At 68.1% G+C, this 13,876-nt stretch carries 10 protein-coding genes and 1 tRNA gene; 9 read left to right on the top strand and 2 right to left on the bottom strand.

Annotated elements, in window-relative coordinates; translation table 11 throughout:
• Window positions 1-16: 16 nt before the first annotated feature.
• On the bottom strand, window positions 17-2,728 hold the full coding sequence (polA, locus tag OG379_RS10185) for a DNA polymerase I (RefSeq protein WP_405661372.1): 2,712 nt from the start codon (window positions 2,726-2,728) through the stop codon (window positions 17-19).
• 259 nt (window positions 2,729-2,987) lie between these two features.
• Between polA and OG379_RS10190 the strand changes: the two genes are divergently transcribed.
• The 7 genes from OG379_RS10190 (at window position 2,988) to OG379_RS10220 (ending at window position 12,087) form a co-directional block, all read left to right on the top strand.
• Window positions 2,988-5,258 (top strand): FdhF/YdeP family oxidoreductase, encoded by a 2,271-nt coding sequence (locus OG379_RS10190; protein WP_405661375.1) that lies wholly within the window; start codon window positions 2,988-2,990, stop codon window positions 5,256-5,258.
• 94 nt (window positions 5,259-5,352) lie between these two features.
• Window positions 5,353-5,823, top strand: coding sequence for a PaaI family thioesterase (locus OG379_RS10195; protein WP_405661377.1), 471 nt, complete (start codon window positions 5,353-5,355; stop codon window positions 5,821-5,823).
• A gap of 609 nt (window positions 5,824-6,432) precedes the next feature.
• Window positions 6,433-7,641 (top strand): branched-chain amino acid ABC transporter substrate-binding protein, encoded by a 1,209-nt coding sequence (locus OG379_RS10200; RefSeq protein ID WP_405668472.1) that lies wholly within the window; start codon window positions 6,433-6,435, stop codon window positions 7,639-7,641.
• A gap of 108 nt (window positions 7,642-7,749) precedes the next feature.
• Window positions 7,750-8,679, top strand: coding sequence for a branched-chain amino acid ABC transporter permease (locus tag OG379_RS10205; protein ID WP_405661379.1), 930 nt, complete (start codon window positions 7,750-7,752; stop codon window positions 8,677-8,679).
• A 5-nt stretch (window positions 8,680-8,684) separates the two neighbouring features.
• A complete protein-coding gene (locus OG379_RS10210; protein ID WP_405661381.1) occupies window positions 8,685-10,478 on the top strand; it encodes a branched-chain amino acid ABC transporter permease in 1,794 nt (597 codons plus the stop codon).
• Between the two features lie 5 nt (window positions 10,479-10,483).
• Window positions 10,484-11,374, top strand: a complete 891-nt coding sequence (locus tag OG379_RS10215; protein WP_405661384.1) for an ABC transporter ATP-binding protein — start codon at window positions 10,484-10,486, stop codon at window positions 11,372-11,374.
• A complete protein-coding gene (locus OG379_RS10220; RefSeq protein WP_405661386.1) occupies window positions 11,371-12,087 on the top strand; it encodes an ABC transporter ATP-binding protein in 717 nt (238 codons plus the stop codon). The genes OG379_RS10215 and OG379_RS10220 overlap by 4 nt, the downstream gene beginning before the upstream one ends.
• Window positions 12,088-12,158: 71 nt before the next feature.
• Here OG379_RS10220 and OG379_RS10225 read toward each other — a convergent pair whose 3' ends face one another.
• Complete coding sequence (locus OG379_RS10225) at window positions 12,159-12,815, bottom strand: ANTAR domain-containing response regulator (RefSeq protein WP_405661388.1); 657 nt, start codon at window positions 12,813-12,815, stop codon at window positions 12,159-12,161.
• 97 nt (window positions 12,816-12,912) lie between these two features.
• On the opposite strand from OG379_RS10225, the gene OG379_RS10230 reads away from it, so the two are divergent.
• A tRNA-Leu gene (locus OG379_RS10230) sits at window positions 12,913-12,986 on the top strand.
• A 111-nt stretch (window positions 12,987-13,097) separates the two neighbouring features.
• A complete protein-coding gene (locus OG379_RS10235; RefSeq protein WP_405661390.1) occupies window positions 13,098-13,874 on the top strand; it encodes a helix-turn-helix domain-containing protein in 777 nt (258 codons plus the stop codon).
• Window positions 13,875-13,876 lie beyond the last annotated feature (2 nt).

A 13,876-nucleotide genomic window follows, 5' to 3' on the forward strand; every position in this document is an offset into this window, starting at 1 on the left:
GCTCCTGGAAGAGGCGTCAGTGCGCCGCCGTCTCCCAGTCCTTGCCGACGCCGACCGAGACGTCCAGCGGCGCACGGAGCTCGACCGCCGTGGACATCTCCCGGCGGAGGATCTCCTCGACCTGCTCCCGCTCGCCCTTCGCGATCTCCAGGACGATTTCGTCGTGGACCTGGAGCAGCATCCGTGACGTCAGCTCCGCCTCCCTGAGCGCACGGTCCACGTGCAGCATCGCGACCTTCACGATGTCGGCGGCCGTCCCCTGGATCGGAGCGTTGAGCGCCATCCGCTCGGCGGCCTCGCGCCGCTGCCGGTTGTCGCTGTTCAGGTCCGGGAGGTAGCGGCGGCGGCCGAGGATCGTCTCCGTGTACCCGGTGGACCTGGCCTCCTCCACGACCCGGTGCAGATAGTCGCGCACCCCGCCGAACCGCAGGAAGTAGGTGTCCATCAGCCCGCGCGCCTCGCCGGCCTCGATGTTCAGCTGCTGCGAGAGGCCGAACGCGGAGAGCCCGTAGGCCAGCCCGTACGACATCGCCTTGATCTTGCGGCGCATCTCCGCGTCGACGGCCGACTTCGCGACGCCGAACACCTGCGAGGCGACCGTCGTGTGCAGGTCCTCCCCGGAGGTGAACGCCTCGATCAGACCGGCGTCCTCCGAGAGGTGGGCCATCACCCGCAGCTCGATCTGGCTGTAGTCCGCCGTCATCAGGGTCTCGAAGCCCTCGCCGACCACGAAGCCCCGGCGGATCGCCCGCCCCTCGTCCGTACGCACGGGGATGTTCTGCAGGTTCGGGTCGGTGGACGAGAGCCGGCCCGTCGCCGCGACCGTCTGGTTGAACGTGGTGTGGATACGGCCGTCCCCACCGATCGTCTTGATCAGGCCCTCGACCGTGACCCGCAGCTTCGCCTGCTCCCGGTGGCGCAGCATGATGACCGGCAGCTCGTGCTCGGTCTGCGCGGCCAGCCAGGCCAGCGCGTCCGCGTCGGTCGTGTAGCCCGTCTTGGTCTTCTTCGTCTTCGGCAGGGCCAGCTCACCGAAGAGCACTTCCTGGAGCTGCTTGGGCGAGCCGAGGTTGAACTCACGGCCCACCGCGGCGTGCGCCTCCTTCACCGCCTGCTGCACCGCACCGGCGAACTGCTGCTCCATGCCCTCCAGATGCGCCCGGTCGGCAGCGATGCCGTGCCGCTCCAGACGGGCCAGCATGATCGATGTCGGCAGCTCCATGTCGTGCAGCAGCCCGGTGGCGCCGACCTCCTTCAGACGCGTCGTGAACGCGTCCCCCAGGTCCAGCACCGCGCGCGCCTGCGCCATCAGGGCGTCGGCCTCCGCACGGTCGTCCGCGCCGAAGGCCAGCTGCCCGTCGGACGCGGGGGCCGGGGCCAGCTCACGGCCGAGGTACTCCACGGCCAGGGCGTCCAGGGCGAAGGAGCGGCGGCCGGGCTTGACGAGATAGGCGGCGAGCGCGGTGTCCATGGTGATGCCCTCCAGCCGCCAGCCCTGCTCGGGGAAGACCCGCAGGGCGTTCTTGGCGTTGTGCAGGACCTTGGGCCGCTCCGGGTCCGCGAGCCAGGCGGCGAGGGCCTGCTCGTCGGCCTCGTCGAGCTCGGCCGGGTCCAGCCAGGCGGCGGCCCCGTCGGCGGCGGCGAGCGCGATCTCCGTGACCGTGCCCGACCCCAGCGACCAGGTGTCGACGGTCATCACACCGAGCGGCTGCCCGCCGTGCGCCTCCAGCCACGGAGCGACCTCGCCCGACCCCAGCACCGCGCCGTCCAGCTCGATACCGGCCAGGGGCTCCGGCGGACCGGCCTCCTCCGCACCCGGGTCGACGGCGAGCAGCCGCTCGCGCAGGCTCGGGTTACGGATCTCCAGGATGTCCAGCACGCCCGTGACCGCCGTGCGGTCGTACGGAGCGCGCTCGAGGTCGGCCGGGGCCTTCGGCAGCTCCACGTCACGGACCATCTCGGTCAGCACACGGTTCATCTTCACCGCGTCCAGATGGTCCCGGAAATTCTGGCCGGCCTTGCCCTTGACCTCGTCGGCCCGCTCGATCAACTCCGCGAACGACCCGAACTGGTTGATCCACTTCGCCGCCGTCTTCTCACCCACACCGGGGATACCCGGAAGGTTGTCCGAGGGGTCCCCCCGCAGCGCCGCGAAGTCCGGATACTGCGAAGGCGTGAGCCCGTACTTCTCCTGGACCTTCTCCGGGGTGAAGCGCGTCAGCTCCGAGACGCCCTTCGTCGGGTAGAGCACCGTCACGTTCTCCGTGATCAGCTGGAACGAGTCCCGGTCGCCCGTGACGATCAGCACCTCGAAGCCCGCCGCCTCGGCCTGCGTGGCCAGCGTCGCGATGACGTCGTCGGCCTCGAAACCGTCCACCGCGAACCGGTCCGCGTGCATCGCGTCCAGGAGCTCGCCGATCAGCTCGACCTGCCCCTTGAACTCGTCAGGGGTCTTCGAACGGTTCGCCTTGTACTCGGGGAACTCCTGCGCACGCCACGTCTTGCGGGACACGTCGAACGCCACCGCGAAATGAGTGGGCGCCTCGTCGCGCAGCGTGTTCGCCAGCATCGACATGAAGCCGTACACGGCATTCGTCGGCTGCCCCGTCGCCGTCGTGAAATTCTCCGCGGGCAGGGCGAAGAACGCCCTGTACGCCAGGGAGTGCCCGTCCATCAGGAGCAGGCGCGGTCGGTTGTCTGCCGTCTTCTTCGATGCCGTCTCAGCCACGCCCCCGATCCTGCCACGGACCACTGACAATCCGGACCGGCCGCCGCCCCGCCCCCGGCCAGGGACACCGCTGCCACACCCTCCGGAGCGGCCTCCCCGCCCTCACGCTTCCCGCGGAGGGACCCGGCACGCGTGCATGACAGGATCGAAGGACTGTCAAGGCGTAAGAAGAAGAGACAGGACGCCACGGGCCCGGCCGGACGCGACACGCGCGCCCGCACCGCACCCGGAGGCGGCCGAAGGCTCGAAGGGGAGCACCATGGCCACCAAGCCCCCGACCGGTGACCCGGTCCAGGACGCCCCGCGGATCGACGCGGTCCAGCACGCCGCCGCCGGACTGCCCGCCGTCGCCCACACCCTGCGCGTCGCCCAGCAGCAGATGGGCGTCCGGCGCACCGCGCAGACCCTCCTCAAGGTCAACCAGAAGGACGGCTTCGACTGCCCCGGCTGCGCCTGGCCCGAGGGCGACAAGCGCCACACCGCCGAATTCTGCGAGAACGGCGCCAAGGCCGTCGCCGAGGAAGCGACCCTGCGCCGCGTCACCCCCGGCTTCTTCGCCGCCCACCCCGTCGCCGACCTCGGCACCCGCAGCGGCTACTGGCTCGGCCAGCAGGGACGCATCACGCAGCCCGTGTATCTGCCCGAGGGCGCCGACCGGTACGAAGCCGTGACCTGGGAACGCGCCTTCGAGATCATCGCCGAGGAGCTGACCGCGCTCTCCTCCCCCGACGAGGCCCTCTTCTACACCTCCGGACGCACCAGCAACGAGGCGGCCTTCCTCCTCCAGCTCTTCGCCCGCGAGTTCGGCACCAACAACCTGCCCGACTGCTCCAACATGTGCCACGAGTCGTCCGGCTCGGCCCTCACCGAGACCATCGGGATCGGCAAGGGCAGCGTCAGCCTCGAGGACCTCCACCACGCCGACCTGATCATCGTCGCCGGACAGAACCCCGGCACCAACCACCCCCGGATGCTCTCCGCCCTCGAACAGGCCAAGAACGCCGGGGCGAAGATCATCTCCGTGAACCCGCTGCCCGAAGCCGGCCTCGAACGGTTCAAGAACCCCCAGACCGCCCACGGCGTGCTCAAGGGCGCCGCCCTCACCGACCTCTTCCTCCAGATCCGCATCGGCGGCGACCAGGCACTCTTCCGCCTCCTCAACAAAATGATCATCGAGGCCGACGGCGCGGTCGACACCGCCTTCATCGCCGAACACACACACGGCTACGAGGAATTCGCCCAGGCAGCCCGCACGGCCGACTGGGACGACACCCTCACCGCCACCGGCCTCGACCGCGATGCCATCGAACAGGCCCTCGCCATGATCCTCGCGTCGGAACGCACCATCGTCTGCTGGGCCATGGGCCTCACCCAGCACAAGCACTCCGTGCCGACCATCCGCGAAGTCGTCAACCTCCTCCTCCTGCGCGGCAACATCGGCAGGCCGGGCGCCGGCGTCTGCCCCGTACGCGGCCACTCCAACGTCCAGGGCGACCGCACCATGGGCATCTTCGAACGGCCCTCCACCGCCTTCCTCGACGCCCTCGACCAGGAATTCGGCATCACCTCGCCCCGGCACCACGGCTACGACGTCGTGCGGTCCATCCAGGCGCTCCGCGACGGCGACGCCAAGGTCTTCTTCGCCATGGGCGGCAACTTCGTCGGCGCCACCCCCGACACCGCCGTCACCGAGGCCGCCATGCGACGCGCACGGCTCACCGTCCACGTCTCGACCAAGCTCAACCGCTCGCACGCCGTCACCGGCACCCGCGCCCTGATCCTGCCCACCCTCGGCCGCACCGACAAGGACGTCCAGGCCGGCGGGAAGCAGTTCGTCACCGTCGAGGACTCCATGGGCATGGTCCACGCCTCACGCGGCAACCTCACCCCCGCGAGCCCCCACCTGCTCTCCGAACCCGCGATCGTCGCCCGCCTCGCCCGCGCCGTCCTCGGCCCCGCCTCCACCACCCCCTGGGAGGACTTCGAGAAGGACTACGGCACGATCCGCGACCGCATCTCCCGCGTCGTCCCCGGCTTCGAGGACTTCAACACCCGCGTGGCCCGCCCCGGCGGATTCACCCTCCCCCACGCCCCGCGCGACGAACGCCGCTTCCCCACCGCCACCGGCAAGGCCAACTTCACCGCCGCGCCCGTCGAGTACCCGGAACTCCCCGAAGGCAGGCTCCTGCTCCAGACCCTGCGCTCCCACGACCAGTACAACACCACGATCTACGGCCTCGACGACCGCTACCGCGGCATCAAGGGCGGCCGCCGCATCGTCATGGTCAACCCCGACGACGCCCAGGCCCTCGGCCTCGCCGACGGCGCCTACACCGACCTCGTCAGCGAATGGAAGGACGGCGTCGAACGCCGCGCCCCCGGCTTCCGCGTCGTCCACTACCCCACCGCCCGCGGCTGCGCCGCCGCGTACTACCCGGAGACCAACGTGCTCGTCCCCCTAGACGCCACCGCGGACACCAGCAACACGCCGGCCAGCAAATCGGTCGTCGTCCGGTTCGAGACGGCCTGAGCGCCCCTAAGCGCACGCTCAGCCGTCTGATAAGAACAGTGCACACAGCAACGAACGACCGCATACGAACCGCATACGATCGGAGCCGGACCCCATGGGCGAGCACACCGCACCCACGTTCCCCCAGGAGATCATCGACGAGTACGCGGCACTCGGCGTCGACCTCCCCGCACTCTTCTCAGCCGGCCACCTAGGCGAGCGCATGGGCGTCACGATCGTCGAGGCCTCCGCCGACCGCGTCGTGGGCACCATGCCCGTCGAGGGCAACACCCAGCCCTACGGACTCCTCCACGGCGGCGCCTCGGCCGTCCTCGCCGAGACCCTCGGCTCCATCGGCTCCATGCTCCACGGCGGCGCCACCAAGATCGCCGTCGGTGTCGACCTGAACTGCACCCACCACCGCGGCGTCCGCAACGGCCTCGTCACGGGCGTCGCCACCCCCGTGCACCGCGGCCGCTCCACCGCCACGTACGAGATCGTCATCACCGACGAGCACGACAAGCGGGTCTGCACCGCCCGCCTCACCTGCCTGCTCCGCGACGCACCCGGCACCGCCGCCGACTGACCCCCGCCCCTCAACACCCCCCTGCCCGGCCGGAAAGCGCACCGCTATCCGGACCGGGCAGACCCATATCCGAAGCATGCGAGGAAAGTTGGCGGACACGGAGGGTCAACACCCTTGACCGCCGCTTCCGTTCCATGAGCCACTTCAACAGCACCGCCCCCCTCACGGCACATCACACACATCCCACACATGTAACACTGCGTAACATGTGTGCAATACACGAAAAACGTCGCCCGCCCCGCCCCCGCACTCCCGGCCGGCATCCCCCATGCCCCTTGCGCCCCGATTCGCGCGACAGCACCAAGATCACCCCAAGCCCCTTAGCAGAGCTGCGGGTTCTCACCATGCGGTCACTTCACCGCCCGGGCAAAAGCCGTACACCTCCACACTGCGGCCAACAAGCCTTCCCCACGGCATAACAAGACAGTCACATCATCACCGGACCCATCCCGCACCCCCTCACCTGCCCTTAGAGTCACGGCCAGTCACCGCGCCGCCGGGCGCGTCTGCTGCACGGCCCTGTATCGACCAGTACGGCCCGGCGATCGTCACGGCACCTCAGCAGAGGAGGCCGCGCCAGGGAAAGGACCTTTCGTGCGACACCGTTCTTTGCTCATACTCACCACAGTGCTCACCACAGGCGCACTGACTCTCACCGCCTGCGGATCGCGCGACGACGACTCGAAGAGCAGCGGCGGCGGCGACACCCAGACCGTCGTCATCGGTGTCGACGCACCCCTGACCGGCGACCTCTCCGCCCTCGGTCTCGGCATCAAGAACTCCGCCGACCTCGCCGTGAAGACCGCCAACGCGGACAAGACCGTCCCCGGCATCAAATTCGAACTCCAGGCACTCGACGACCAGGCCCAGCCCTCCGTCGGCCAGCAGAACGCCCAGAAGTTCATCGGCAACAAGGACCTCCTCGGCGTCGTCGGCCCCCTGAACTCCGGCGTCTCCCAGTCGATGCAGAAGCCGCTCAACGACGCCAACCTCACCCAGGTCTCCCCCGCCAACACCGGCACCGAGCTGACCCAGGGCAACAACTGGAAGACCGGCGACAAGAAGCGCCCCTTCAAGACCTACTTCCGCACCGCCACCACGGACGCGATCCAGGGCGCCTTCGCCGCGAAGTACCTCTTCGACAACGCCAAGGTCAAGGACGTCTACCTCATCGACGACCAGAAGCCCTACGGCGCGGGCCTCGCCGCCTCCTTCAAGACGACCTTCACCGAGCTCGGCGGCAAGATCGTCGGAACCGACCACATCAACCCCGACGACCGCGACTTCAACTCCGTCGTCACCAAGGTCAAGCGCTCCGGCGCCAAGGCCGTCTACTACGGCGGTGAGTACCCCGCCGGCGCCCCCCTGAGCCAGCAGCTCAAGGACAGCGTCCAGATCCCCCTCATGGGCGGCGACGGCATGTACAGCGCCGACTTCATCAGCCTCAACAAGAAGGCCGAAGGCGACATCGCGACCTCCGTCGGCAAGCCCGTCGAAGAACTCGACTCCGCCAAGAAGTTCATCGCCGACTACAAGACGGCCGGATACAAGGACGCCTACGAGGCCTACGGCGGCGGCACCTACGACGCCACCTGGTCCATCATCGAGGCCGTCAAGGCCGTCGTCGCCGACAACGACGGCAAGCTCCCCGAGGACGCCCGCATCCAGGTCCTCGAAGCCATGAGCCAGGTCAAGTTCGACGGAGTCACCGGCCCCGTCTCCTTCGACGAATACGGCGACACCACCAACACCATGATGACCGCCTACCAGGTCACCAGCGGCAAGTGGGCCTCCAAGCTCAGCGAGGCCGTCAACTAGGTCCACCACGGACCCCACGGCCACAGCGCACTCACACAAGACCGCGCGGGAGCGCTACGAGCACTCCCGCGCGGTGCCATATCCGAACCACTCCACGGAGGCCCTGCGGTGCACGAACTGCCGCAACAGCTGGCCAATGGACTCATCCTCGGCGCGATGTACGGTCTCATCGCGATCGGTTACACGATGGTCTACGGAATCATCCAGCTCATCAACTTCGCACACGGCGAGATCTTCATGATCGGGGGCTTCGGAGCCCTCACGGTCTACCTCGGGCTTCCGTCCGGACTCTCACTGCTCGCTGCGATACCCCTCATGATCGCCGGCGGAGTCATCTGCTCCGTCGCCGTCAGCGTCGCCGCCGAACGCTTCGCCTACCGGCCACTGCGCACGGCACCACGCCTCGCCCCCCTCATCACCGCCATCGGCCTCTCCCTCGCACTCCAGCAGGCCGTATGGATGTGGTACCCCGACGCCACCAAGGACCGCTCCTTCCCCCAGTTCAAGGGCGAAGCGATCGACCTCTTCGGCGCCCACATCCAGCGCGGCGACCTCTTCGTCCTCATCGCCGCACCCATCTGCATGCTCGCCCTCGGCCTCTTCGTCTCCAAGACACGCGCCGGCCGCGGCATGCAGGCGACCTCCCAGGACCCCGACACCGCCAAGCTCATGGGCATCAACACCGACCGCATCATCGTCATGGCCTTCGCCATCGGTGCCGCGTTCGCCGCCGTCGCCGCCGTCGCCTACGGGCTCAAGAACGGCCAGATCGGCTTCCGCATGGGCTTCATCATGGGCCTCAAAGCCTTCACCGCAGCCGTCCTCGGCGGCATCGGCAACATCTACGGCGCCATGCTCGGCGGAGTCGTCCTCGGCGTCGCCGAAGCCCTCGCCACCGGCTACATGAGCGACGTACCCGGCATGGAACTCTTCGGAGGCGGCGCCTGGAAGGACGTATGGGCCTTCGTGCTCCTCATCCTCGTCCTCCTCATACGCCCGCAAGGCCTGCTGGGCGAACGCGTCGCGGACAGGGCGTGATACCGATGACCACCAACACCGCCCTGATCCCCCTGCCCACCACAGCAGCACGCGCCGCCACCACCACCGGCGCCGCACTCGCCCTCATCGGCACCTTCCTCGCCTGGACCTACACCGACACCTTCCCCGGCGACCTCACCGTCACCGGATACCCCGGCGGACTCCAGGTCCTCACCCTCATCAGCGCAGCACTCACCCTCCTCTTCGCCCTCTCCGGATACGGCATCAAGGGCCTGCGCTGGCTCACCCCCGGCGGCACCAACAGCCCCACCAGGCTCCTCGCCCTCGGCACCCTCCTCACCACCGCCTACACCGTCATCGCCGTCATCGTCACCAAGGACGACAACGGCAACCTCCTCGGACTGATCGAACTCGAACCCGGAGCCTGGGTCAGCCTCGCCGGCGCGATCGTCGCCACCATCGCCGCCCTCGGCCTCCCCAACGACCAGCCCCTCGACGACACCACCACCCCCAGCGCACTCAACCGATTCCTCGGCAGCCTCCGCGCACCGGCACCCGCCCGCGCCAAGGCACTCCCCGCCTGGGCCGAAATCCTCATCATCGCCGCCGCCTTCGGCGTCGCCCTCGAGGTCTTCACCTACGGCATCGACACCGAATACGCCGAACTCTTCATCGGCTACGTCATTGCCGTCGCCTTCGGATTCACCGCACTCACCCGGGCCGGACTCATCGCCCGCGTCACCGCGCTGACCTCCAAGCACCGCAACGTCACCCTGTGCGCCGCCCTCGTCGCAGCCTTCTGCTTCCCCTTCACCCAGCAGAACGAGGAATACGCCCTCATCGGCGCCAACATCCTCATCTTCGCGACCGTCGCACTCGGCCTCAACGTCGTCGTCGGCCTCGCCGGCCTCCTCGACCTCGGCTACGTCGCCTTCCTCGGCGTCGGCGCCTACGCCGCAGCACTCGTCTCCGGCAGCCCCCTCTCCCCCGTCGGCGTCCAGTTCCCCTTCTGGGCCGCCGTCCTCACCGGAGCCGCGGTCTCACTCGTCTTCGGCGTCGTCATCGGCGCCCCGACACTCCGCCTCCGCGGCGACTACCTCGCCATCGTCACCCTCGGATTCGGAGAGATCTTCCGCCTCACCGTCAACGCCCTCAACGGCGTCAGCGGCCCCGACCTCACCAACGGCTCCCAGGGCATCCCCAGCATCCCCGACCTCAACCTCTTCGGCTTCGACTTCGGACTCAGCCACGACCTCGGCGGCATCACCCTCGGCAGGTCCGCCAACTACTACCTGCTGATGCTCCTCTTCACCGCCGTCGTCGTCCTCGTCTTCCGACGCTCCGGAGAATCCCGCATCGGCCGGGCCTGGGTAGCCATCCGCGAGGACGAAACAGCGGCCACCGCCATGGGCATCAACGCCTTCCGGCTCAAACTGCTCGCCTTCGCCCTCGGCGCCACCCTCGCCGGCCTCGCCGGCACCGTGCAGGCACACGTCTCCTACACGGTCACCCCCGAGCAGTACCAGTTCGCCGGATCCGTACCCCCGAACTCCGTGTTCCTCCTCGCCGCCGTCGTCCTCGGCGGCATGGGAACCCTCAGCGGACCCCTCGTCGGCGCCGCACTGCTCTACCTCATCCCGGCCAAACTGCAGTTCATGCAGGACTACCAGCTCTTCCTCTTCGGACTCGCACTCATCCTCCTGATGCGCTTCCGCCCCGAAGGGCTCGTCGCCGACCGCAGGAAGCAGCTCGAATTCCACGAGACCGGCCAACTCGACGTACCACCGGACACACCACTCACCGACACAGCCGCCGGCACCACGAAGGCGGGGGCGTGACCACCATGACCAAGACAGACGCACCCACCGGCACCACCGTCCTCGACGCCAGCGGCGTCACCATGCGCTTCGGCGGCCTCACCGCCGTACGAGGCGTCGACCTCACCGTCAACGCCGGCGAGATCGTCGGACTCATCGGACCCAACGGCGCCGGCAAGACCACCTTCTTCAACTGCCTCACCGGCCTCTACGTCCCCACCGAAGGCAAGGTCAGCTACAAGGGCACCGTCCTGCCGCCCAAGCCCCACCTCGTCACCCAGGCAGGCATCGCCCGCACCTTCCAGAACATCCGCCTCTTCGCCAACATGACCGTCCTGGAAAACGTCCTCGTCGGACGCCACACCAGGACCGAAGAAGGCCTCTGGTCCGCCCTCCTGCGCCTCCCCGGCTACAAGAAGGCCGAGAACGCCAGCCGCGAACGCTGCATGGAACTCCTCGAGTTCATCGGCCTCGCCGACAAGGCCGACCACCTCGCGCGCAACCTCCCCTACGGAGACCAGCGCAAGCTGGAAATCGCCCGCGCCCTCGCCAGCGACCCCGGCCTCCTCCTCCTGGACGAGCCCACCGCCGGCATGAACCCCCAGGAAACCCGCGTCACCGAAGAACTCATCTTCGCCATCCGGGACCAGGGCATCGCCGTACTCGTCATCGAGCACGACATGCGGTTCATCTTCAACCTCTGCGACCGCGTCGCCGTCCTCGTCCAGGGCGAAAAACTCGTCGAGGGCACCGCCCCCGTCGTCCAGGGCGACGAACGCGTCGTCGCCGCCTACCTCGGCACCCCCTTCGAAGGCGCCCCCGGCGCCGAGGAAGCCGCCGAGGTCGCAGCCGCCGAAGCCACGGCAGCAGGCACAGCCAAGCCCGCCACCACCACCGAGGAGGAGGACACCCGATGACCGCACTGCTCGAGGTCGAAGACCTCCGCGTCGCCTACGGCAAGATCGAAGCCGTCAAGGGGATCTCCTTCACCGTCGAAGCCGGCCAGGTCGTCACCCTCATCGGCACCAACGGCGCGGGCAAGACCACCACCCTGCGCACCCTCTCCGGACTCCTCAAGCCCGCCGGCGGCCGCATCCTCTTCGAGGGCAAACCGCTCACCAACATCCCGGCACACAAGATCGTCTCCCTGGGCATCGCCCACTCCCCCGAGGGACGCCACATCTTCCCCCGGCTGACGATCGCCGAGAACCTCCTCCTCGGCGCCTACCTCCGCAACGACAAGGCAGGCATCGAGAAGGACATCCAGCGCGCCTACGACCTCTTCCCCATCCTCGGGGAACGACGGAAGCAGGCCGCCGGAACACTCTCCGGAGGCGAGCAGCAGATGCTCGCCATGGGACGCGCGCTCATGTCCCAGCCCAAGCTGCTCATGCTCGACGAGCCCTCCATGGGCCTCTCCCCGATCATGATGCAGAAGATCATGGAGACCATCGTCGAGCTCAAGGCGTCGGGCACCACGATCCTGCTCGTCGAGCAGAACGCCCAGGCGGCCCTCTCCCTCGCGGACCAGGGCCATGTCATGGAGGTCGGCAAGATCGTCCTCACCGGCACCGGGGCCGACCTCCTCCACGACGAGTCGGTCCGCAAGGCCTACCTCGGCGAGGACTGAAGACCCCCGCACACGGGAAGGGCCCGCCCCCGGATCTCCGGAGGCGGGCCCTTCCCGTACGTGCGTACCGGCTACTCGGCCGACTTCTTCTTCTCCTCGGCGTCCTCGATCAGCGCCTCGGCGAGCTGCTGCATCGACATCCGGCGGTCCATCGACGTCTTCTGGATCCAGCGGAACGCCGCCGGCTCGGAGAGCCCGTAATCCGTCTGCAGAATGCTCTTCGCCCGGTCCACCAGCTTCCGGGTCTCCAGCCGCTGCGAAAGATCCGCGATCTCGCTCTCCAGCGCCTTCAGCTCCGCGAACCGGGACACGGCCATCTCGATGGCCGGGACCACGTCGCTCTTGCTGAACGGCTTCACCAGATACGCCATGGCACCGGCGTCCCGCGCCCGCTCGACCAGATCCCGCTGCGAGAACGCCGTCAGCATCAGGACCGGGGCGATGGACTCCTCGGTGATCTTCTCAGCGGCCGAGATCCCGTCGAGGACGGGCATCTTCACATCGAGGATCACGAGGTCCGGGCGGTGCTCCCGCGCCAGCTCCACGGCCTGCTGCCCGTCCCCGGCCTGGCCGACGACCGAGTAGCCCTCTTCCTCCAGCATCTCTTTGAGGTCGAGGCGGATCAGCGCCTCGTCCTCGGCGATGACGACGCGGGTCGTCAGCGGCGGGACGTGCGACTTGTCGTCGTCGACGGCGTCTACGGGCTGGGGCGACTCGGGGGTGGTCACGGGGCTCCTTGGTATGGGGCAGATACTGCTCCCACGAGCCTACCTAGCTCCTGTAAGGTAGTGACGCGCAGGGCAGCGATGACCCTTCCTTTCTAAGGCCCCAGTACTCCAATGGTTAGAGAGGCCGCTCTCAAACAGCGGACAGTGTGGGTTCGAATCCCACCTGGGGCACTTTTCCTTCGATTCTAAAGCCGCAGCAAGTCGCGGCAACTTCACGAAATCGTGTGATCACCTCCGGGTATTCGCGCCGATGCGTTCGCCGCATGCGTCAAAGTCGAGAGCGTGTACGACCTCGACACTCGCAAGCACGCCCTGGCGCTGGTCGCTCAGGGCTTCAGTCAGAACTCCGTCAGCAAGCAGACCGGGATCTCCCGAGCCGCCATCCGTTCCTGGCTGCAACGAATAGAGCCCCTCGGATATGACCGGGGCGCCGAATGCCCTCGGTGCAGCAACACCCCGAGGCCTCCCGATGATCCTGCCGCGTACTCGTACCTGCTCGGCCTCTATCTCGGCGACGGCTGCGTCAGTTCCGCCAAGCGGGGTGTCTACTCCCTCCGCATCGCATGCGCCGACGCGTGGCCGGGGCTCATCGACGCCTGCGTAGAGGCCGTTCAGCGTGCGAGACCTGCCAACAAGGTCTGCCGAGTGCAGAGTCAGGGCTGCCAGTACGTCCAAAGCTTCAGCAAACACTGGCCCTGCTTCTTCCCTCAGCACGGGCCGGGCAAGAAGCACAACCGCGCGATCACGTTCGAACCATGGCAACAACAGATCGTGGACGCCCACCCTTGGGAATTCATCCGCGGTCTCATCCACTCCGACGGCTGCCGCATCATCAACTGGACCACCCGCCTCGTCCGTGGCGAGCAGAAACGGTACGAATACCCCCGGTACTTCTTCACCAACAAGTCCGACGACATCCGCAAGCTGTTCGGTGACACGCTCACTGCGGTCGGCGTGGAGTGGACCACCCTCGCCCGTGGCAGCGACCCGTTCAACATCTCCGTAGCCCGACGGGCGTCCGTCGCCCTCATGGACGCTCACGTCGGGCCGAAGTACTGACG

The organism is Streptomyces sp. NBC_01166 (genome assembly GCF_045039765.1).
GTDB lineage: Bacteria > Actinomycetota > Actinomycetes > Streptomycetales > Streptomycetaceae > Streptomyces.